The sequence below is a fragment of the Arthrobacter sp. AOP29-A2-19 genome, assembly GCF_058138025.1.
The window spans coordinates 1,932,476-1,952,604 of record NZ_CM176894.1; the positions used below are offsets into that span (position 1 = coordinate 1,932,476).

Here is a 20,129-nt window from a genome sequence, read left to right on the forward strand (position 1 = left end):
CCCTGAGGACCGGGGATCTCTCGTGTCTCCGGTTTCGGAGGCACGTTGGTGGTGTGCTCGCCCCGTGGGGCGCGCCGCACCGGGTCGGCTACTTGGCCGGGCCCGGCTTGGCTGGCTTGCGGGGCGCCGGCTTGGGCACGGCCGCGGGCTTGGGGGTGGGCCTGGGAACCGCGACCACGGGCTTCGGTGCCGCCTTGGGCACCGTAGTCGCAGTCGTTGCCGGCTTTGGCGCCGCCTTGGGAGCGGACGCCGCCGCGGGCCGTGCCGGAGCCTTGGCGGCCGCCGGAGCGGGAGCCTTGGCTGCGGGGGCCTTGGCGACCGGAGCGGAAGTCTTCTCCGCGGTCTCGACGGGGGCCGCGGCGGAGGCCTCCGGCTTTGCCTCTTCCTTCGCCGGGGCCGGCGCCTTCGCGGCCTCGGCAGCATCCGCCTCGACCTGGGCCACCCGGGCCATGAAGTCGTCCGGGAGGTTGTCGGCCAAGCTCTGCGTCAACGCCGGCTGGTCGCCGGAGGTGTCGACGCGTTCCTTGGAAGCCACCGACCTGGCCTTGTCCGTCTCCCGCTGCTGCTGGCGGCGGGCTTCGGCCTTGGCTTCGGCCTTGTTCTTCAGCGGCCCCACGACCATGACCATGTTTCGGCCGTCGATCCGCGGGGTGGATTCGACCATTCCGACCTCCGCGACGTCCTCGGCAAACTTGTTGAGGAGGCGGATGCCCATTTCCGGACGCTGCTGCTCGCGGCCACGGAACTGGATCATGGCCTTGACCTTGTCGCCGGCCGCTAGGAAGCGGAGTGCGTGGCCCGTCTTCGTCTCGTAGTCGTGCTTGTCGATCTTGAGGCGGAAGCGGATTTCCTTCAGGACCGTGTTGGTCTGATTCTTGCGGGCCTCGCGGGCCTTGACCGCGGCTTCGTACTTGTACTTGCCGAAGTCCATCAGTTTGCACACGGGAGGCTTCGCCGTGGGCGCCACCTCGACGAGATCAAGGTCGGACTCCGACGCCAGACGCAACGCGTCCTCGATGCGGACCACGCCCACCTGTTCGCCGTTGGGTCCAACCAACCGCACCTCTGGGACGCGGATTCGATCATTAATGCGTGGATCGCTGATGTGTAACTCCTGCTGTTGATCGTTCGGAAGCCGCCCACACATGGAGAAGGCCTCCGTCTGCGGGGCAGGCGGAGGCCAGTGAATTCGTAAGACGGCGAGCCGTCCGGCGGAAACCTGGGTTCCACGCCACCGAATTGACCCGGCGGCCTGTGCGGCTGCGGCGGGTGGGAGTAGGCCTCCACTTGCGTACCGGAACCGCGCGCTCCAATGCCACCCAATGTTTCCCAGCGGCACCACCGAATGCGCGATTCCAGTCGGTCTGTGAAAAGCTTAGCAGTATGAGTACCCCTGAAACCAATTCGGCCGCCCCCTCCACCGACACCGACCACGTGCGCGACATCTCTGAGGTCGCCGCCGTGGAGATCATCACGACGGCGGCCGTTCACCTGATGAGCGCGGCCGCGGTCAAGTGCGGCCTGGCCGAAGGCCCGGATGCCGAAGAGCTGAAGGACCTGGACGAGGCCCGGAAGCTCATCACCGCCCTCGCCGGCCTGATCACCGCCGCGGCCCCCGAAGTCGGCAGCCAGCACGCGGCGCCGCTGCGGGACGGACTGCGCACGCTGCAGCTCGCCTTCCGCGAGGCGTCCACCATCCAGGACGCGCCGGGCCAGGGACCGGGCGAAAAGCTCACGGGCCCCGTCAACTAGCAGGACATCCGAAGGGCCGGCCGCCATGCGGCCGGCCCTTCTCGGCCTTAAGGCCCTCCCGTGGATCAGGCCGCGGGCGGCGCCGCCTTCAGGGAGATCTCGAGAGAGTCCACCGCCTCCGCGAACGCCGCGTCGGCGCCCAGCGCGCTCTGGATCCGGGCGGCCGCCGCCCGGGCGTCCGCTTCGGCGGTGCCGGCCCTGAAAGAAATCTCCAGGCGCAGCTCCGGCCCCGGGCCCCCGCCCGCGAGCACACGACCGTCGGCGGAACGGCTGGCGACGCCAGCACCCGGCCCCGCGGAAATGCCCACCACCGTCGCTTCCGCGTCGGCGAGCCGCCTGAGTACCTGCAGGTGCGCCGCGTCCTTGTAGCTCGGCAGCCAAGGCTCTTGGCGGGCCAGGGACCAGACGGCGGGCCGTCGCAGCACGAACGTAACGCGCGCGCCCGGATCCACGACCAGAAGATGCGCGCCCTCGGCGACTGCCGAGAGGGCCGCCCGAGGGGCATGGACCGCGACCGGCCGGGCTTCGGGATGCCAGGCCTGGAGGCGCTGGACGGTTGTGAACACCGGGAGGGCCGTCCGCCCGTCGGGGGCCGTGATGGTGACCAGAGCCATGTCGGCCTCCTTGTCCTCCACGACGCCGTGCGCGCCGGCGCCGCCGTCGGCCAGAGTCGCCACCACGGGGATGAACACCCGCGCCGTCGCCAGGGCGGCGTGCACGTCCTCCTCTGCGGCGGCGCCCGCCAGAAGTCCCGCGATCGCCGCCTCGTAGCCCGCGTCCGCGGAACCGTCGTCGTCGTCGAAGTGGTGCAGCGGGTTGCCCTCGCCGGACAGGTCGCGGCCCGCCCACGGGCGTCCGGCCGAATCGGCGGCCCCGCCGGCGCGGTCGAGAGCGGCGGCTATGTGTCCGGGCAGATGCCGGGAAGCCGACGGCACATCCCCGGCGGCGGGACCATCGTGCGCTCCCACGGGGTGCCGGAGTCCGCCGCTCAGCGTCGGCCAGCCACGTCGAGGGCCTCGGGCAGGGTGAACTTGCCCGCGTAGAGCGCCTTGCCGACGATGGCTCCCTCCACGCCCTGCGGAACAAGCTCGCGCAGGACGCGCAGGTCCTCGAGGCTTGAGATGCCGCCCGAGGCAACGACGGGCTTGTCGGTGCGCTCGCACATCTGACGCAAAAGCTCGACGTTCGGCCCGCGCAGCGTGCCGTCCTTGGTGACGTCCGTGACGACGTAGCGGGCGCAGCCGGCATCCTCAAGGCGGGCGAGAACCTCCCAAAGGTCGCCGCCCTCCTTGGTCCAGCCGCGGGCAGCGAGCGTCGTTCCGCGCACGTCGAGCCCGACGGCGATCTTGTCTCCGTGGCGCTCGATGGCCCGTGCTGTCCACTCCGGATTCTCCAACGCGGCGGTGCCGAGGTTGACGCGCGCCGCGCCGAACTCGAGTGCGCGGTCCAGGGACTCGTCGTCGCGGATGCCGCCAGAAAGCTCCACCTTGATCGAGAGCTCGTCGGCGACCCTGCGCAGCACCTCCGTGTTGTTGCCCCGGCCGAAGGCGGCGTCCAGGTCCACGAGGTGGACCCACTCCGCGCCGTCGTTCTGCCACGCCATGGCGGCCTCGAGTGGATCGCCATAGCCCGTCTCGCTGCCGGCCTCGCCCTGGACAAGGCGCACGGCCTGCCCGTCGGCGACGTCGACGGCGGGAAGGAGCTCGAGAACGGGGACGTCGTGGTTGGTCATGTTCGGCACTTTCGGTTCGTTGGGTGTATGTGGTGCGCGGTGGTCCCGCCGCCAAGGCGGCGGGGCCGCGCTAGTCGGCGAAGGTCAGGACGTAGGCCGCGAGGAGTGAAAGGCCCGCGAGGACCCAGCAGGTGATGGTCCACGAGACGTGTGCGCGCTGCTGCCGCAGCGAGATGGCCCCGCCCGCGAGGATGCCGGCCAGAGCCATCAGCAGGATGCTCCACATCAGAGGGTCCCGAGCCAGTTCTCCAGGAGTTGCGCCCCCGCGTCGCCGGACTTCTCCGGGTGGAACTGCACCGCGGACAGCGGGCCGTTCTCCACGCCGGCGATAAAGCGCGCGCCGTGCTCCGACCACGTGACCTTCGGCGGCGTCATGGCGGGCTGGAGGACCTCGAAGTCCCACGTCTGGACGGCATAGGAGTGCACGAAATAGAAGCGCTCGTCCTCAATGCCGGCGAACAGGCGCGTGCCGGCTGGGGCCTTGACCGTGTTCCAGCCCATGTGCGGGACGATCGGCGCGGGAAGGAGTTCAACCGTTCCGGGCCACTCGCCCAGCCCCTTGGTGCGGACGCCGTGCTCGACACCCTCCTCGAAGAAGACCTGGTGTCCCACGCAGATCCCCATCACGGGACGGTTTCCAGCGATGCGGCGTCCGATGTAGCGCGCCGCGCCGACGTCGCCGAGTGCCTTCATCACCGCGGCAAAGGCGCCGACGCCGGGTACCAGGAGGCCGTCCGCCTCCAGGACGTCCTCGGGCCGGGCGCTCAGGGTGACCGACGCCCCCACCCGTTCCAGCGCGCGAACGGCCGATCGCACGTTCCCCGAACCGTAGTCCAGGACCGTGACCTTGGGCGCAGCCATCTACAGTGCGCCCTTCGTGGAGGGGATGGCGTTGCCGATGCGCGCGTCGGGCTCGACCGCGGTCCGCAGCGCGCGGGCCAGCGCCTTGAACTGGGCCTCCACGATGTGGTGCGGATCCCTACCGCCCAGCACCCTCATGTGGAGGCAGATCTGGGCGTGGAGCGTCAGCGACTCGAAAACGTGGCGCGTGAGGGACCCGGTGAAGTGCCCGCCGATGAGGTGGTATTCCTGCCCGGCGGGCTCCCCCGAGTGCACCAGGTAGGGGCGCCCGGAGATGTCGACCACCGCGTGCGCCAGCGCCTCGTCCAGCGGCACCGTCGCCTCGCCGAAGCGGCGGATTCCCGCCTTGTTGCCCAGCGCCGTGCGCAACGCCTCTCCGATGGTGATGGCAACGTCCTCCACCGTGTGGTGGACGTCGATGTGCGTGTCCCCCGTGGCCTCGACGGTCAGGTCGATCAGGGAGTGCTTGGACAGCGCGGTCAGCATGTGGTCGTAGAACGGCACCGAGGTGCTGATGTTCGCGACGCCGGTCCCGTCGAGGTTGAGCTCCACGAGGACCGACGACTCGCTGGTCTTGCGCTCCATGCGGGCCCGTCGGCCGTTGGGCGATTCTGCAGACATAGATGATCCTTAGGCCTGGAAGGTGGTGGGCGGCGCGCCGGAGGGCAGGCGCCACCTAGGGCAAGTCTACCCGCGGGCCCCCGACGGTTCCGGCTCGAGCAGCTCCTCGAGCCGGTTCAGGAAGGCGGTGGTTTCGGCCTCCGTGCCCGCCGTCACACGCAGGTGGCCGGGGATCCCGACATCCCTGACCAGGACGCCGGCGTCCAGGAGCCCCTGCCAGATCCGGCCGGGGTGCTCCATCCCACCGAAGAACACGAAGTTGGAGTCGCTCGCGGCGGGCGAGAGTCCCAGCCGCTTGAGTTCGTCGACGATCCTGTCGCGCTGCATCTTGATGTCCTCTACGGTGGCCAGCAGCACGTCGACGTGCTTCAGCGCGGCGTTGGCGGTCGCCTGGGTAACGGCGGAGAGGTGGTATGGAAGCCTGACGAGCCGCAGCGCGTCGGCGATCTCCGGCACGGCGGCCATGTAGCCGAGCCGTGCGCCCGCAAGCGCGAAGGCCTTGCTCATGGTGCGGGAGACGATCAGCCTGTCGCGTCCGGGCAGGAGGTTCAGTGCGGAGCGGGTGCCGATCATGGCGAACTCGGCGTACGCCTCGTCGACGATCACGATGGCCTGGCTCGCCTCGCCGGCCTCGTAGACCGCCTCCACCACGTCGAGTCCCAGGGCGGTCCCGGTGGGATTGTTCGGCGAGCAGAGGAAAACGATGTTCGCTCCGCTGGCGGCAACCTGTTCCGCGGCCGACTCCGCCGAGAGGCCGAAGTCCTCGGAACGGACACCCCGGACGTAAGCGGTGTCGGTCCCGCTGGCCAGCAGCGGGTACATCGAATAGGTGGGAGGAAAGCCCATGGCGATGCGGCCTGGGCCGCCGAACGCCTGGAGAATGTGTTGCAGCACTTCGTTGGATCCGTTGGCGGCCCAAACGTGGTCGGCCGTCAGCCCGTGCCCGAGATAGTCGGCAAGGCGCTGCCGCAGTTCGGTGAACTCGCGGTCGGGGTACCGGTTGAGCCCCGGGGCGCAGGCCGCGACATCGGCCGCGATCGCGGCACTGACCTCGGGGGGCACGGGATGGGTGTTCTCATTGACGTTGAGCAGGATCGGCACGTCAAGCTGCGGGGCACCGTACGGCTCGAGTCCCCTGAGGTTGTCCCGAAGCGGCAGTCTGGCCAGGCGCTTAAGCTGATCACTCACCGGACAATTCTAGTGCGGCACCGATCGGCGCCCCAATCGCGTCGGTCCACGGGTAACATTCGCCGGCGCGGCGCGCTCCTGGCGCGGCCCTACCGACCGGACGGGACGAACAGTTCCTGACCGGGAACCAGCGTTGGGCCGGAAAGGTTGTTCAGTTCGACGATCTCCGCGATGATCTCTCGCGGGTCGCGGTGCGGCGCGAATTCGGCTGCCAGCGCCCAGAGCGTCTCGCCCTCCACGACGGTCACCGCCGCGGCGTCGACGGGCGATGCCGCACCGGCTCCGGCTGCCATGGCGGGCGCGGTGAAGACGCCAAGCAACACCAGGAGGGCCGTGGCCCCCAGCATGACCGGAAGCCCGATCAGCAGGAAACGGCCGCGGCGCGTCAGGTGCACACGCCGTGGAACGTCGGTGGTGTGCCCCGACGAGGGCTCGGCGTCCGCGCCGACGATGCGGAGATGGGGGACGGCCACCGCGGACCGTGCGGCGGAGCCGGCGCTATGGGGGCGTGCCGCGGGGCGAACAGTTGCGGGGAGCGCGATCTGAACCATGACGTGCCTTTCTGATTGCTTCGGCCCCCAGCATGCGGGGGTTCGAATCCGTCCGTGTTCGAAGTTCTTGGCTTCGAAACTTTCATTCGAACGCATCTTCGAATTTTACTTCTCCAGTTTTAGCATGCCTAGACGATGAATGTCGAGACACGTTCGAACAAACCTTTGAAAGAGGTACCCGTTCCACTAGCGTTGAGATAAGCCGCCAGTGGGATCGACTACACCACCGGCCACCGACAGAATGCGCAACTCTCCCGCAGCGACGGGACAACGAGGATGGGGTACAGCATGAGCACAGCGGAGAATCCGGCGCCGAAAAAGGCGCCGAAGAGCCTCACCATCCGGCAGAAGAAAATCCTCGAAACCATCCAGCGCGCCGTGGCCTCGCACGGGTATCCCCCGTCCATGCGCGAGATTGGCGACACGGTGGGCCTGGCCAGCCTTTCCAGTGTCACGCACCAGTTGGCGCAGCTCGAGAAGCTCGGCTACATACGCAGGGATCCTCGCCGGCCGAGGGCCATGGAGATCCTGATGCCGCTGACGCTCAGCGAAGGGGCCAAAACGGAGTCGGCCTCGGGCGAGGCCGACCTGACCGCGATCAACGGCATGCCCGTTTCCGAGCTGAGCACGTCCGCGGACACCGCCATGGTGCCGCTGGTGGGGCGCATCGCCGCGGGCGGGCCCATCCTGGCCGACCAGACCATCGAGGACGTAATGCCGCTGCCGCGCCAGCTCGTCGGCCACGGGGAACTGTTTATGCTCAAGGTCAGCGGCGACTCGATGGTGGAGGCTGCCATCTGCGACGGAGACTGGGTCGTTGTGCGCCGCCAGCAGAACGCCCAGAACGGCGACATCGTGGCCGCCCTGCTGGACGACGAGGCGACGGTCAAGACGTTCCGCCAGCGGGACGGGCACACGTGGCTCCTCCCCCAGAACCGCCAGTACGAACCGATACTCGGCGACCACGCCACGATCATGGGCAAGGTCGTCTCGGTGATGCGTTCCCTCTAGCCCGGGGAGCGGGCCCTGCCCGCCGGCGTACCGGCGGCGGGGACCCGTTGGGCGCTTGCCTAGGAGCCGGCTAGCCGCTCCAGGGCGCCCAGCACCGTCTTCTTGTCTGTCGTGGCCCACATCGGCGGCAGCGACGCGCGCAGGAAACTCCCATAGCGCTCGGTGGCCAGCCGGGAATCGAGCACGGCCACCACTCCCTTGTCCGCCGTCGACCGGATGAGCCTTCCCGCACCCTGGGCCAGCCGGACCGCCGCGTGGCTCGCGGAGACCGCCATAAATCCGTTCCCCCCGTGACGCGCCACGTCCCGGCTCCGGGCCGTGGACAAGGGATCGTCCGGGCGCGGGAAGGGAATGCGGTCGATCACGACCAGGCGGCAGGCGGGCCCCGGGACATCGACGCCCTGCCAAAGGGTCATGGTGCCGAACAGGCACGTGTCCCGTTCTTCGCCGAACCGCTTGACCAGGGAGGCCATCCCCGACTCTCCCTGGCAGAGGATCTCCTGCTCGAGGACCGGTCGCAGGGCCTCGGCGGCCTCCTCCGCCGCCCGACGGGACGAGAAGAGGGCAAGCGTTCCGCCTCCGGCCGCGCGGATCAGGTCGCCCAGTTCCGCGAGCGCCTCGGGCGAGACGTTGCGGGAGGGCTTGGGCAGGTGTTTGGCGACGTACAGCATTCCCTGGCGCGGATAGTCGAACGGGCTCCCCACGTCGACCCCCGTCCACGTCGGCGCACCGTCGCCCAGGAGGCCCAGCGAGCCGGCCACGGGTTCGAAGGCCGCCCCGATGGCCAGCGTTGCCGATGTCAGGACCACGGTACGACCCTCGAAAAGCCCCTCCCGCAGGCGTCCCGCCACGGACAGCGGCGCGACGTTGAGCGTTGCCGGTGTCGATTCGTCCGGCTGAACGAACCCTTGGCCGGGCGTGAAGGCACCGGGGCGGGACGCCCACAGGACCTCCCGCGAGTCCTGGGCGGACTCGAAGCGGTCGCATTGCTCGACGAGGTAGACCAGCTGCGAGCGGGCCATCTGCCGACCCCCGTCGACCGTCTCGTTGGGCGCGGGCTTCGAGTCGGAGAGGGCCACGCGAGCGGCCTCCCTGACTTGCGCCACGGAGGCGGCCTGCTCCGCGTTGAGCCCGGAGGGCATCAGCCCGGTGGGGACTCCCTCGAGGCTGCGCTGGAGCGCCCTGCCAGCCTGGTTGAGGGCCTCCACGCTGACGGCGCAGTGCTTCCGGGCGGCGGAGGCGGCGGCACTAACGAGGGCGACGGACAGTGGGCGCGTCACCGAACTCGTTACACGGTCCTGGAGTTCGTGGGCCTCGTCGATGATGACGGTATCGAATTCGGGAAGCACGGCCAGACCCTCGAAGGCGGCGACCGCGAGCATGGCGTGGTTGGTGATGACGATGTCGGCGTCCGCCGCCTTTTTGCGCGCCAGTTCGCTGAAGCACTCCTCCGCCATGGGGCACTTCTGTGCCCCCAGGCAATCCATGGCCGTGACCGAGACCTGCCGCCAGGCGCGGTCGCTCACACCCGGGACCAGGTCGTCCCGGTCGCCGGACTCCGTGTCCTCGGCCCATTCGCGCAGGCGGACGACCTCCTGGCCCAACGCGCTGCCGGGGCCGGCCCCGGCCGTCAGCGGCCTCGCCGCGCCGTCGTCGCCGAGGGAGAAGAGCGCGCCCTCGTCCTCGTCGGGATACCCGCCACCCAGCTTGTACTTGCAGACGTAGTTGCCGCGCCCCTTGGCGAGCGCGACGTCGACCGGCCGAGGAAGGTGTGGCCCCAGCTGCTTCAGCAGCCGCGGCACGTCCCTGCCTACGATCTGGGCCTGGAGCGCAAGGGTCGCGGTCGAGACGACGACGGGCTTGTCCGACTCGAGGGCGTGGGCGATCGCGGGAACCAGGTAGGCGAGCGACTTGCCGGTGCCCGTCCCGGCCTGCACCAGAAGGTGCTTGCCGGATTCGAGGGATTCGCACACCTTCTGCGCCATTTGGTGCTGTCCGGGTCGGTTCTGTCCGCCCATTCCCTCGACGGCAGCATCGAGAAGTCCAAGAACGTCGTCGACCTCAGCCATGGACGGCGAACTGCTCCAGTTCGGCCGCCAGGCCCTCGCGGACCTTGACGACCATCCTTGTTCCGTGCTCCACGTGCTCGGTTTCCAGGATTTCCGCGTCCGAGCCGTGGAGGCGGTTGACGACGTCGCCGCGCTCGTAGGGCACAAGGAGCTCCAGACGCACGTCCGGCCGAGGGATCGACTCGCTGATCATGCGCAGCAGTTCCGGTATGCCGTCCCCGGTTCGTGCCGAAACGACGACGTGGCGGGGCTCGCGCTGGCGGATTCGCTCCACAATAAAGGGGTCGGCGATGTCGGCCTTGTTGAGGACGATGATCTCGGGGACGTTCTGCGCATCCACCTCGGTGAAGACCTGCCGGACGGCGTGGATCTGGCCTTCCGGGTCCGGGTGCGACGCGTCGACCACGTGCAGGATGAGGTCCGAGTCGGCGACCTCCTCCAGCGTGGAGCGGAACGCCTCGATGAGTTGCGTCGGCAGCGAGCGGACGAACCCGACGGTGTCGGCCAGCGTGTAGCCCAGCCCATCGGCGGTCTCCGTCTTGCGGACGGTGGGGTCCAGGGTGGCGAACAGCGCGTTTTCCACCAGGACGCCCGCGTCGGTCAGCCGGTTCAGCAACGACGACTTGCCGGCGTTGGTGTAGCCCGCAATGGCCACGGACGGAACGGTGTTGCGCTTCCTGTTGGCCCGCTTGGTTTCCCGCGCCGGCTTCATGGCGGTGATCTCGCGGCGCAGCTTGGCCATGCGCGTGCGGATGCGCCGCCGGTCCAGCTCGATCTTGGTCTCGCCGGGGCCACGGGAACCGATGCCGCCGCCCGCCGCGCCGACGCGACCGCCAGCCTGCCGGGACATGGACTCGCCCCAGCCGCGGAGCCTCGGGAGCAGGTACTCGAGCTGGGCCAACTCAACCTGCGCCTTGCCTTCGCGGCTCTGCGCGTGCTGCGCGAAGATGTCCAGAATCAGTGCGGTCCGGTCGATGACCTTCACCTTGACGATGTCCTCGAGTCCGCGCCGCTGGGACGGCGAGAGTTCCGAGTCCACAACGACGGTGTCGGCACCGGTCGCGGCGACGATCTCCTTGAGCTCGAGTGCCTTGCCGGATCCGAGGAACGTTCCCGGGTCCGGCTTCAGGCGCCGCTGGATCACACCGTCCAGCACCTCCGAGCCCGCCGTCTCGGCCAGCGCCGCGAGTTCGCGCAGCGAGTTCTCCGCGTCCGCGGCTGTCCCCTCGGTCCAGATGCCGGCGAGAACCACGCGCTCCAGGCGCAGCTGCCGGTACTCGACCTCGCTGACGTCCTCCAGCTCGGTGGACAGGCCGGCAACGCGGCGGAGTGCGCGCCTCTCCTCAAGGTCCCGCTGGTCGCCGTCGAACTCCGAATGCTCGCGCCCGGTCAAGCCCAGCGCCTGTGCCCGGCCTCCCGACAACGCGCCGTCGGCGCCGCCGGAGGGCTTGCCCGCGGACTTCTTCGCGGCCGCGTTGTCCGCGGCCAGGATACGGTCGATCACGGACTGGATCTCGTCCTCGTTCAGGCCGTGGTCCTGCGGGTTGGGCTGGTTCAAATTGGTCATGTTCCCCTTTGGCGGATTGTTCCTTCCAGAATAGTCCCCACCCCCGTCATTTGGACCATGGTTCCCCGGTGGGCGAACGGACGGGTCGCCCTCTCGCGCGCCCTTCCGGCACAGCTCGGCATCCCCGCGGATTTCCCGCGGAACAGCGGTGGCGGTTAACCTGCCTGCATGGGTTCCGACCACTATTTCAGCGCACAGCCGTCCACACCGCTCAAGCGCAAGACCGTCACGGTGCGCCTTGGCGGCGCCGACCGCACTGTGGTGACTTCCGGCGGGATCTTCAGCCCCGACGGCGTGGACAAGGGCACCGCGGTCCTGCTGGCCGGCGCGCCGGCCCCCGCCGGGCACGGCGCGCTCTTGGACATCGGCTGCGGCTGGGGCCCCATCGCCCTGAGTCTTGCGCTGCAGTCGCCAGGGGCCACCGTGTACGCCGTCGACGTCAACGAGCGCAGCATCGAACTGACGCGTGAGAACGCCGGACTCCTGGGCTTGGGGAACGTCGTGGCGGGCACGCCGGACTCCGTGCCGGCGGATCTGGAGTTTGCGACCATCTGGTCCAATCCCCCGATCCGGGTCGGCAAGGAGGAGTTGCACGCGATCCTCCTCCAGTGGCTGCCCCGCCTGGCCCCCGGCGGGGTGGCATGGCTGGTGGTGCAGAAGAACCTTGGCTCGGACTCGCTCCAGGCATGGCTGAGGGACCAGCTGCCGGCCGAGTGGGCGGTCGAACGCGCATCCACGTCCAAGTCCTTCAGGCTGCTGCGCGTTGCCCGGCCTCCTGTCGCGACCAGCACAGACCAGTAGACAAGTCGACTGGTTGACCTGCGGTCCTAGGCGAGCGTTCCGCGGGCGACGATCGCGGCGGGCCCGCTGAGTTCCACGTGCTCGCGCCCGTCCGGCGCGGTAATGAAGCGGACGCCCACCACACCCCCGGGAACCTGTACGTCCCAGCGGTCCGCGACCGCTCCGCCCGCCCAGTGCCGCGTCGCCACAACGGCCGCGCACGCCCCGGTCCCGCAGGACAGCGTCTCCCCCACGCCGCGCTCGTGCACCCGCATCCGGATGCCGCCGACTCCGGCGTCGACCAGCGGCTCGGAGGGAACCACGAACTCGACGTTGGTTCCGTGCTCCGGGACGGGATCCACGCGCGGCGCCCGGTGCAGCTCCGCCTGCTCGAGTTCGGAGGCCTCCGATAGCGCCACGACGGTGTGGGGGTTGCCCATGCTGATGCTCAGGGCGGGCCGGGCCACCTCGAGGCCATCGGTCTCCACCAGCGCGTCGAGGGCTCGCTCCTCCGCCAGCGTGGGCGAAGCGAACTCCCACGGCCCCATGTCCACCGCATAGCCGTCGGCGGAGCGTGCCACCGTCTTGATGCCTGCCCGTGTGCCGATGGTCAGCGCCTCCCCGTCGGCCAGGGTGACGAGGCCCTCCGCGATGAGGAAGTGGACGAAGACACGCACTCCGTTGCCGCACATCTCCGATAGCGAGCCGTCCCCGTTGCGATAGTCCATGAACCACTCGGCGCGGGGATCGGACTCCAACAGGGCCAGGCCCTCGGGCAGCGTCTCCGACCTCACGGCACGGATGAGGCCGTCGCCACCAATGCCGCGATGCCGGTCGCACAGGAAGGCGACGTCGGCGGGTGCGAGGAAGCGGGTGCCGTCGGGGTCGGCGATCAGGACAAAGTCGTTGCCCGTCCCGTGGCCCTTGGCGAAGGCCAGTCCCGCGAGGGCGTTCGGCTGGGCGGCGTTGTCGATGCTCATGTTCCAAGCCTAATGGGCGTCGGCAACCATCCGTTCGGCCTCGTACGCCAGTCCCGTGGAGGCGGCGTCCAGCCAGTTCACGCGATGGTCCGCGCGGAACCAGGTCAGTTGTCGGCGCGCGAACTGCCGCGTCGCGACCACGGTGCGTTCGGCGGCCTCTTCGGTGGAGGCCAGCCCGTCCAGCACCTCGAGGAACTGCGCGTACCCGATGGCGCGCGCGGCCGTCTTGCCCGAGCGCAGGCCCCGTGCATCCAGCTCCCTGACCTCCTCCAGCAACCCCCCGCGCACCATCCGGTGGACCCTCTCGCGCAGCCGGCCGTGCAGAAGCGGGCGGTCGAGGTCCAGCGCCAGTTGCACCGCGGGGCGGGCGTACGTGCGCTCCGGCATAAAGGAGCTGAAGGGCCTGCCCGTCAATTCGTGGACCTCGAGGGCCCTGACGACGCGGCGCTCGTCGTTGAGCCGTTCGGCGGACACCGGGTCGACGGCCCGCAGCCGTGCGCGCAGCGTGTCCAGGCCAGCGGCGCGTGCCTCGGCCTCGATTCGTCCCCTGACCCCGGGCTCGGTCGGGGGAAACTCGAGCACGTCGAGCGCCGCGCGAACATAGAGCCCCGAACCTCCGACCAGAATGGGAAGCAGGCCCCGCGAGGAGATGTCGTCGAAGGCGGATCGGGCCTGTGTCTGGAAGCGCGCGACGCTCGCCTCCTCGGTGACGTCGAGAATGTCCAGGAGGTGGTGGGGGATGCCTCCGCGCTCGTCGGGCCGGAGTTTGGCGGTGCCGATGTCCATCCCGCGGTAGAACTGCAGGGCGTCGCCGTTGACGATCTCCCCGCCCAGGCGCTGGGCCAACGCGATGGCGAGGTCCGACTTTCCGGTGCCGGTGGGGCCGACGATGGCCACAACCGGCCGTGCCGCGGAGGCGTCGCCCACCGGCTAGGCGCGCGGAGGCAGCGAGGGCATGCCCAGCGAGACTCCCCCGCCGCCCGAAGGTCCGCCGGGCGCGGGCACGCCGCACGATTCTGCCTGCGCCCTGTCCCACGCGTCCCCGGCCCGCGAGCGGCGGAGTGCGTAGTCCGAGGCGTCACGCGGGTCCGCGATGAGGTGGAACGACGCCGCGGAGGTCACGGGCACGGTCACCAGGTCTCCCGGGCGCGGGTGCTCCGCTCCATCGGGAACCGTGAAGTGCACCAGCCGCTGGTCTCGCGAGCGGCCGGACAGTCGGTGCGTCTCGCTGGACTTCCGCCCCGCCTGCGCGGTGACCATGACCTCCACGCGACGGCCGACCTGCAGCGCGTTCTCCTCCGCGCAAATCCTGTCCTGGAGCGCCGTCAGCCGTTCGTAGCGTTCCTGCACCACGGCCTTGGGAAGCTGGTCCGCGAGCTCCGCGGCCGGTGTGCCGGGGCGCTTGGAGTACTGGAAGGTGAAGGCGCTGGCGAAGCGGGACTCCTCGACGACGTCGAGGGTGGCCTGGAAGTCCTCCTCGGTCTCGCCCGGGAAACCGACGATGATGTCGGTGGTGATGGCGGCGTTCGGGATGCGCTCGCGGACGCGGTCGAGGATGCCGAGGAACTTCTTCGACCGGTACGAACGCCGCATGTCCTTAAGCATCTTGTCCGATCCGGACTGGAGGGGCATGTGCAGCTGCGGCATCACGTTGGGCGTCTCCGCCATGGCGTCGATGACGTCGTCGGTGAACGCCGCGGGATGCGGGCTGGTGAAGCGCACGCGCTCCAGCCCCTCGATGCTGCCGCAGGCGCGCAGCAGCTTGCCGAACGCCAACCGGTCGCCGAATTCGACGCCGTAGGAATTCACGTTTTGTCCGAGAAGCGTGACCTCGATTGCGCCGTCGGCAACGAGCGCCTCGACCTCGGCCAGGACGTCGCCCGGCCGCCGGTCGCGTTCTTTGCCGCGCAGGCTCGGCACGATGCAGAAGGTGCACGTGTTGTTGCAGCCCACGGAGATGGAGACCCAGCCCGAGTACACCGAGTCGCGCTTGGTGGGGAGCGTCGACGGGAAGACGTCCAACGACTCGAGGATCTCCAGCTGGGCCTCGTTGTTGTGCCGTGCGCGCTCCAGCAGCGCCGGCAGGGAACCCACGTTGTGCGTGCCGAAGACCACGTCCACCCAGGGGGCCTTCTGCAGGATGGTCTCGCGGTCCTTCTGCGCCAGGCAGCCACCGACGGCGATCTGCATCCCCGGGCGCCGTTCCTTGATGGGCGCGAGCCGGCCAAGGTTTCCGTAAAGCTTGTTGTCGGCGTTTTCGCGCACCGCGCACGTGTTGAAGACGATGACGTCCGCTACGCCGTGCCCCTCGGCCGCCGGGACCAGGCCGGACGTCTCCAGGAGTCCTGCCAGGCGCTCGGAATCGTGGACGTTCATCTGGCAACCGAACGTCCGCACTTCGTAGGTGCGCTCGGCGGCGCCGTCGGCCGGCAGGATCGGGGTGTTGGGCATGGTGAGACTCACCGTTCAAGGGTACCGAATCCCCGGCCGCGGGCCGACCCGGCGCTAGTGGCCCAGGACGTGCTCGGCCCACGCGTCGTTGGCCACCCTGAAGGCCACCGAGGGGCCGTAGCCCTTGCGGCCCAGCATTCCGACGATCCTGCGGACCGACTTGTCCCGATCCCCGGTGGGCGGCACCGAGCGCAACTTGCGGCGGGCGAGTTCGCGCGCCGTGGCGTCCTCGTCCTCTGCGGTGAGCTGCTCGAGGGCGCGGTCCGCCATGTCCTGCGGAATGCCCTTGTCGCGGAGTTCGCGGCGAAGCGCCCCCCCGGCCAGGCCGCGCGACTGGGCCCGGCTGCGGACCCACGCCTCCGCGAAGGCCTCGTCGTCGATCAGCTGAAGCTCCTCGAAGCGGTCCAACACGGCACGGGCCGCTTCCGCCGGGATCTCACGCTGGGCGAGTTTGTCCTCGAGCTGCTTGCGGCTCTTGGCCGCCCCCGTTAGCTGCCTCAGGACGATGGCCCGGGCCCGGGACTCCGGGTCGGCGTCGTCGCCGTCCGTGGACCGCTTCTGTCGCCTGGGCTTGGCGGATGGCCGCACCGACTCCCGTTCGGACACAAAGGGGGCTGCGGCGCCTTCCCCAGGAACGGCCGCCGGCGGCGGGAGCGGCCCTGCGACGCCGTCGCCGGCATCGGTCAGGCCGCTCCAGTCCGGTGTTTGCGACACGACCCTAGGAATCCGAGACGGCCTTCAGCTTCGGATCCTTGGCTTCGGGCTCTGCCTGGGCGCCGATGCCGAGCTTTTCCTTGATCCGGCGCTCCAGTTCGTTGGCCAGGTCCGGGTTGTCCGTCAGGAAGCGGCGGGCGTTCTCCTTGCCCTGGCCCAGCTGGTCGCCGTCGTACGTGAACCAGGCGCCGGACTTCTTCACGAAGCCCTCCTCCACGCCCATGTCGATCAGGCCGCCCTCGCGGGAGATGCCGTGGCCGTAGACGATGTCGAATTCCGCCTGCTTGAAGGGCGGCGCCATCTTGTTCTTGACGATCTTGGCCCGGGTCCGGTTGGCGACCGCGTTGGTGCCTTCCTTCAGCGTCTCGATGCGACGGACATCGATGCGCACGGAGGCGTAGAACTTCAGCGCCTTGCCACCGGTGGTCGTCTCCGGGCTGCCGAAGAACACGCCGATCTTTTCGCGCAGCTGGTTGATGAAGATGGCCGTGGTCTTCGTCTGGCTCAGGCGGCCGGTGATCTTGCGCAGCGCCTGGCTCATCAGACGAGCCTGCAGGCCGACGTGGCTGTCGCCCATGTCGCCCTCGATCTCCGCCCGGGGAACCAGCGCGGCAACGGAGTCGATGACGATGACGTCCAGCGAACCGGAGCCGATCAGCATGTCCATGATCTCCAGCGCCTGCTCACCGGTGTCCGGTTGGGAGACCAGCAGGGCGTCCGTGTCCACGCCCAACTTCTTGGCGTATTCCGGATCGAGCGCGTGCTCGGCGTCGATGAACGCGGCGATGCCGCCGTTCTTCTGGGCATTCGCCACCGCGTGCAGGGCGACCGTGGTCTTACCCGAGGACTCCGGCCCGTAGATTTCGACAACGCGGCCGCGAGGCAGCCCGCCAATTCCCAGGGCGATGTCCAGGGCGATCGATCCGGTGGGGATCACCTCGATCGGCGCGCGGGTGTCATCACCCAGTCGCATCACGGATCCCTTGCCGAACTGCTTGTCGATCTGAGCCAGCGCTGCTTCGAGCGCCTTCTCGCGGTCCATTGCGGCCATTGTCCACCTCGGTTGTCTCGTGGCCTCCCGGCCCCTTGTTCGTCCTGCAAACCACGCTATGCGCAGGCCCGGACGATTTGGCCCGGGGCGCCGGGGTTGTGGACGATCGGGGCCGGCAGCCCCTTGGTTCTTCTCTGTGAGGAGCCTATCGCCATCCGAACAGATATTCGATTTAGGTGCGCGGCGTGTCCCCTCGGGCGTTCAGCCCTTGGCCGCCCTATCGATGCCCAGCCGCCGCTCGGCTGGCACGTCCTGCATCTCGCAGACGGCGAGCCAAACGGTCTTGGGATGCGTTCCCGCCGACAGCGCCTCCTGCGCGGTGCGGCCACCCAGCCCCGTCAGGACCAGATCCCTGGCCAGCACGCGGGCGTAGCCGGAGCCGAACTCGTCTTCCATTAGCCGCCAAAACTCGCTTAATCGCACACCCGCATTCTCCCACGCCTGCGGCCGAATCAGGAGCCGACGCGGCCTATCATGGGGGCATGACGCATCACCATCCCCCGGCGTCCACCGGGGACCGCGACCAGGCCATCCACGACATGGAGGAGCAGCTGAGCTTCCTGTGGCGGCGAGCCCGGGCCAACGGAAACAAGGTCGCCCGCCAGGTCCATCCGGACATGGAACCGGGCGCCTACGGCCTCCTGGCCGCGCTGCAGCGCAGGGGCAGCCTGCGCCTCACGGATCTCGCCGCGGAGATCGGCGTGGGCAAGCCTTCCGTCAGCCGACAGGTGACCCTGCTGGAGAAGCTGGGCATCGTGCGCAAGGAGGCGGATCCGCAGGACGGGCGCGCCCAGACGATCACCCTCACCGAGGAGGGTGCGCGCCAACTCTCGGCGGCCCAGTCCGCGCGCCGCGTCGTCTTCCACGAGCTGCTCGCCGATTGGCCCGTGGACGACCTCGCCCGGCTGGCCTCGCTGCTCACCAGGCTCAACGTCTCATACCGCAACGATCCGCTCTAGCGGACGCCGACGGGAAGTCCGGCACCCCGATGCGCGACACGGAAAAGGGACCCGCGAGCGGGTCCCTTTCCTTGGACGCGGGGTGCGGTTAGTGGCTCGAGGCCAGGCCCTTGGCCAACCGGTCCGGCCATTCCTCCGACATGGAGCCGAACTGGTTCGCCAGCTCGGAGGGAACGGTGTCCGGAATGTCGACGCCTTCTGCCATGGCGACGCGGTCGCTGACCTCGCGCAGCATCAGCGACAACGGCACGTCCAGGGCGCCGCAGATGGACGAGAGCAGTTCGGAGGACGCTTCCTTCTGGCCGCGTTCGACCTCCGAGAGGTAGCCGAGGGATACACGGGCATTGTGTGACACTTCGCGCAGGGTACGGCCCTGGCGCTGACGGACGTCCCGCAGGACATCGCCGATCTCGTGGCGTAGGACAACCATCTTGCGCTCCTTCTGGTCGCGGCGGGCATCTTCTGTCAGGCCCACATCCCGCCAACGGACTACACCGTTCACGGTTACGGGTTGCTTGACCATGTGTATTGCCTTACTCCTTCGGGTCCTTGCGCCAACTTGACGGTCGGATCGGGTGCGCCTTCTGCGCGGCCCCAATGCTTTTTCCAACTACCGGGGGCCGCGTTTTGTTCCCACGCCCCCACACTATCCATTCGGGGCCCGCGCCTGCCAGTGGTCGGCGCGGGTTGTGCGTTAATCGTTGCGGGGCAACATGGCCAGCAGCCGCCGGAGCGCGGCGTCGCGGGCCTGGACCCGGATCGCCTGGCGGTCCCCCTCCAAGTGGAGTTCCTCGCTGCCGCTCCCCGCGGGCCCGGCGAAGCCGACAAATACCGTCCCGACCTCCTTGCCGTCGTGCGCGGACGGCCCGGCGACACCGGTGGTGGAAACCGCGATGTCCGCCCCGCACGCGCGGCGCGCGCCGAGGGCCATCTGGACGGCGACCCGGGCATCGACCGATCCCTGCCGCTCGAGGAGTCCGGCGTCGACCCCGAGGAGCCCGGTCTTGACGTCGTTGTGGTAGGAAACGACCCCGCCACGCAGGACTGCCGAGGACCCCGCGACGTCGGCCAGGGCGGCGGACACAAGCCCGGCGGTCAGCGATTCGGCCGTCGCCAGCGTCAGCGAACGCTCGATGGCCGCCTGGACCACTTGGCGCGCGAGCGGCAGCCCGGGGCCGCCCGTCCGCGGCGTTGGCCAACAGTGCGTGGCATCGGCCGGAGGAACCGTCATCTACTTCTTCCTCAGGGCCGCGGCGCGCAGTCGCGCCGCCTGGAAGACGTACTCGACGCCCGTGTAGAGGGTGATGGCGGTCGCCAGCAGCATAACGGCCAGCGCCACGACGCCGAGCCAGCCCACGGTGTGCGTCACCGGGAGCAGGTAGAGGAACACGGCCAGCGACTGCGTCACCGTCTTCAGCTTCCCCCCGCGGGAGGCGGGCATCACGCCGTAGCGGATGACGGCGAAACGGAGCAGCGTGATGCCGAGCTCGCGGACCAGGATCACGATGGTGATCCACCACGGAAGCTCGCCGAGCCAGGACAGCAGCACCAGCGCCGAGCCAAGCAGCAGCTTGTCCGCTATCGGGTCGGCGATCTTGCCGAAGTTCGTGATCAGCCCCCGGCTGCGCGCCAGGTCGCCGTCGAGCTTGTCCGTGTAGACGGCCGCCACGAAGATGGCGACGGCGACCCAGCGCAGGACGCCGTACCGGGAGTCGTCCGCGACGAGCGCCCAGGCGAAAAAGGGGACCATAACGATCCGCAGCGTCGTCAGGACGTTCGCGATGTTCAGCGTTGGGACCGGGTCGTTGCCGCGGTCCCCCTCATGCGCAGTCACGGTCTCAG

At 69.3% G+C, this 20,129-nt stretch carries 23 protein-coding genes; 4 read left to right on the forward strand and 19 right to left on the reverse strand.

Going from position 1 to position 20,129, the window contains the following annotated elements; translation table 11 throughout:
• Positions 1-88: 88 nt before the first annotated feature.
• Entirely contained in the window at positions 89-1,063 is a 975-nt protein-coding gene (gene infC / locus AC3ZJJ_RS08950; protein WP_489895585.1) for a translation initiation factor IF-3, read from the reverse strand.
• A 320-nt stretch (positions 1,064-1,383) separates the two neighbouring features.
• Here infC and AC3ZJJ_RS08955 point away from each other — a divergent pair, with 320 nt between their 5' ends.
• Positions 1,384-1,752 (forward strand): DUF1844 domain-containing protein, encoded by a 369-nt coding sequence (locus AC3ZJJ_RS08955; RefSeq protein WP_489895587.1) that lies wholly within the window; start codon positions 1,384-1,386, stop codon positions 1,750-1,752.
• A gap of 65 nt (positions 1,753-1,817) precedes the next feature.
• On the opposite strand, the gene AC3ZJJ_RS08960 is transcribed toward AC3ZJJ_RS08955, so the two are convergent.
• The 7 genes from AC3ZJJ_RS08960 to AC3ZJJ_RS08990 all read right to left on the reverse strand — a co-directional run bounded on the left by AC3ZJJ_RS08960 (position 1,818) and on the right by AC3ZJJ_RS08990 (position 6,705).
• Positions 1,818-2,720: an SseB family protein gene (locus AC3ZJJ_RS08960; protein WP_489895590.1), complete on the reverse strand. Its 903-nt coding sequence runs from the start codon at positions 2,718-2,720 to the stop codon at positions 1,818-1,820.
• Positions 2,721-2,740: 20 nt separating this feature from the next.
• Positions 2,741-3,484, reverse strand: coding sequence for a bifunctional 1-(5-phosphoribosyl)-5-((5-phosphoribosylamino)methylideneamino)imidazole-4-carboxamide isomerase/phosphoribosylanthranilate isomerase PriA (gene priA / locus AC3ZJJ_RS08965; protein ID WP_489895592.1), 744 nt, complete (start codon positions 3,482-3,484; stop codon positions 2,741-2,743).
• A gap of 70 nt (positions 3,485-3,554) precedes the next feature.
• Positions 3,555-3,710: a hypothetical protein gene (locus AC3ZJJ_RS08970; RefSeq protein WP_489895594.1), complete on the reverse strand. Its 156-nt coding sequence runs from the start codon at positions 3,708-3,710 to the stop codon at positions 3,555-3,557.
• Positions 3,710-4,345 (reverse strand): imidazole glycerol phosphate synthase subunit HisH, encoded by a 636-nt coding sequence (gene hisH, locus AC3ZJJ_RS08975; RefSeq protein WP_489895596.1) that lies wholly within the window; start codon positions 4,343-4,345, stop codon positions 3,710-3,712. The genes AC3ZJJ_RS08970 and hisH overlap by 1 nt, the downstream gene beginning before the upstream one ends.
• The gene (gene hisB, locus AC3ZJJ_RS08980) at positions 4,346-4,966 is read right to left on the reverse strand and encodes an imidazoleglycerol-phosphate dehydratase HisB (protein WP_489895598.1); all 621 of its coding nucleotides are present in this window, start codon (positions 4,964-4,966) and stop codon (positions 4,346-4,348) included.
• A gap of 66 nt (positions 4,967-5,032) precedes the next feature.
• Positions 5,033-6,154: a histidinol-phosphate transaminase gene (locus AC3ZJJ_RS08985; protein WP_489895600.1), complete on the reverse strand. Its 1,122-nt coding sequence runs from the start codon at positions 6,152-6,154 to the stop codon at positions 5,033-5,035.
• A gap of 89 nt (positions 6,155-6,243) precedes the next feature.
• A complete protein-coding gene (locus AC3ZJJ_RS08990; RefSeq protein ID WP_489895602.1) occupies positions 6,244-6,705 on the reverse strand; it encodes a LysM peptidoglycan-binding domain-containing protein in 462 nt (153 codons plus the stop codon).
• 288 nt (positions 6,706-6,993) lie between these two features.
• Here AC3ZJJ_RS08990 and lexA point away from each other — a divergent pair, with 288 nt between their 5' ends.
• Complete coding sequence (gene lexA / locus AC3ZJJ_RS08995) at positions 6,994-7,716, forward strand: transcriptional repressor LexA (RefSeq protein ID WP_489895604.1); 723 nt, start codon at positions 6,994-6,996, stop codon at positions 7,714-7,716.
• A gap of 59 nt (positions 7,717-7,775) precedes the next feature.
• On the opposite strand, the gene AC3ZJJ_RS09000 is transcribed toward lexA, so the two are convergent.
• Together AC3ZJJ_RS09000 and hflX are read right to left on the reverse strand one after the other, a co-directional pair.
• Entirely contained in the window at positions 7,776-9,785 is a 2,010-nt protein-coding gene (locus AC3ZJJ_RS09000) for an ATP-dependent DNA helicase (protein WP_489895606.1), read from the reverse strand.
• Positions 9,778-11,352, reverse strand: coding sequence for a GTPase HflX (gene hflX / locus AC3ZJJ_RS09005; protein ID WP_489895608.1), 1,575 nt, complete (start codon positions 11,350-11,352; stop codon positions 9,778-9,780). Before hflX ends, AC3ZJJ_RS09000 begins: the two co-directional genes overlap by 8 nt.
• A gap of 168 nt (positions 11,353-11,520) precedes the next feature.
• Here hflX and AC3ZJJ_RS09010 point away from each other — a divergent pair, with 168 nt between their 5' ends.
• Positions 11,521-12,153 carry a class I SAM-dependent methyltransferase gene (locus AC3ZJJ_RS09010; protein WP_489895610.1) on the forward strand — a complete coding sequence of 211 codons (633 nt, stop codon included), beginning with the start codon at positions 11,521-11,523 and terminating at the stop codon, positions 12,151-12,153.
• 26 nt (positions 12,154-12,179) lie between these two features.
• On the opposite strand, the gene dapF is transcribed toward AC3ZJJ_RS09010, so the two are convergent.
• From dapF to AC3ZJJ_RS09040, 6 genes are all read right to left on the reverse strand, one after another.
• A complete protein-coding gene (dapF, locus tag AC3ZJJ_RS09015) occupies positions 12,180-13,112 on the reverse strand; it encodes a diaminopimelate epimerase (protein ID WP_489895612.1) in 933 nt (310 codons plus the stop codon).
• 9 nt (positions 13,113-13,121) lie between these two features.
• Positions 13,122-14,009 carry a tRNA (adenosine(37)-N6)-dimethylallyltransferase MiaA gene (gene miaA, locus AC3ZJJ_RS09020; RefSeq protein ID WP_489895614.1) on the reverse strand — a complete coding sequence of 296 codons (888 nt, stop codon included), beginning with the start codon at positions 14,007-14,009 and terminating at the stop codon, positions 13,122-13,124.
• A gap of 33 nt (positions 14,010-14,042) precedes the next feature.
• Positions 14,043-15,563 carry a tRNA (N6-isopentenyl adenosine(37)-C2)-methylthiotransferase MiaB gene (gene miaB / locus AC3ZJJ_RS09025; protein WP_489895763.1) on the reverse strand — a complete coding sequence of 507 codons (1,521 nt, stop codon included), beginning with the start codon at positions 15,561-15,563 and terminating at the stop codon, positions 14,043-14,045.
• 54 nt (positions 15,564-15,617) lie between these two features.
• Entirely contained in the window at positions 15,618-16,277 is a 660-nt protein-coding gene (locus tag AC3ZJJ_RS09030) for a regulatory protein RecX (RefSeq protein ID WP_489895616.1), read from the reverse strand.
• Between the two features lie 4 nt (positions 16,278-16,281).
• Positions 16,282-17,328, reverse strand: coding sequence for a recombinase RecA (recA, locus tag AC3ZJJ_RS09035; protein WP_489895618.1), 1,047 nt, complete (start codon positions 17,326-17,328; stop codon positions 16,282-16,284).
• Between the two features lie 201 nt (positions 17,329-17,529).
• Entirely contained in the window at positions 17,530-17,751 is a 222-nt protein-coding gene (locus tag AC3ZJJ_RS09040) for a DUF3046 domain-containing protein (protein WP_489891496.1), read from the reverse strand.
• 59 nt (positions 17,752-17,810) lie between these two features.
• Between AC3ZJJ_RS09040 and AC3ZJJ_RS09045 the strand changes: the two genes are divergently transcribed.
• A complete protein-coding gene (locus AC3ZJJ_RS09045) occupies positions 17,811-18,287 on the forward strand; it encodes a MarR family winged helix-turn-helix transcriptional regulator (RefSeq protein ID WP_489891497.1) in 477 nt (158 codons plus the stop codon).
• A gap of 88 nt (positions 18,288-18,375) precedes the next feature.
• Here the strand turns inward: AC3ZJJ_RS09045 and AC3ZJJ_RS09050 are convergent, their stop codons facing one another.
• From AC3ZJJ_RS09050 to pgsA, 3 genes are all read right to left on the reverse strand, one after another.
• A complete protein-coding gene (locus AC3ZJJ_RS09050) occupies positions 18,376-18,810 on the reverse strand; it encodes a helix-turn-helix domain-containing protein (protein WP_489891498.1) in 435 nt (144 codons plus the stop codon).
• A gap of 171 nt (positions 18,811-18,981) precedes the next feature.
• Complete coding sequence (locus tag AC3ZJJ_RS09055) at positions 18,982-19,518, reverse strand: CinA family protein (protein ID WP_489891499.1); 537 nt, start codon at positions 19,516-19,518, stop codon at positions 18,982-18,984.
• Positions 19,519-20,121 (reverse strand): CDP-diacylglycerol--glycerol-3-phosphate 3-phosphatidyltransferase, encoded by a 603-nt coding sequence (gene pgsA, locus AC3ZJJ_RS09060; RefSeq protein WP_489891500.1) that lies wholly within the window; start codon positions 20,119-20,121, stop codon positions 19,519-19,521.
• Between the last annotated feature and the right edge of the window lie 8 nt (positions 20,122-20,129).